This window comes from Corynebacterium frankenforstense (assembly GCF_030211955.1).
Taxonomy (GTDB): domain Bacteria; phylum Actinomycetota; class Actinomycetes; order Mycobacteriales; family Mycobacteriaceae; genus Corynebacterium; species Corynebacterium frankenforstense_A.
This window is the reverse complement of the sequence record NZ_JASODI010000096.1, coordinates 1-239: the sequence shown is the minus strand read 5'-3', so window position 1 is coordinate 239 and position 239 is coordinate 1. Positions and strand designations below refer to the sequence as shown.

General features: G+C 67.4%; 1 pseudogene. It reads left to right on the top strand.

The annotated features are described in order from the left end of the window. Positions 1 to 239 (top strand): annotated as a pseudogene (locus tag QP119_RS11670) (MFS transporter); the annotation flags it as partial.

Genomic DNA, 239 nt, shown 5'->3' with positions numbered 1-239 from the left:
TCTTGGCGTTCACCGCCAGCTTCTTCGCGCTGCACTCCACGGCATCCGGTTGGGTTGGGCTCATCGCCGAGCGCGACCGTGCGGAGGCCTCCAGCATGTACGTGTTCTGCTACTACATGGGCTCGTCGATCCTGGGTGCTGCCACCGGGCGTGCGTACGAGGCGTTGCCGTGGGCAGGCTTCGTCGGTGTGCTCGCCGGACTACTTGCTGCCCTCGTGGCCACGGGTGCGGCGCTGTGG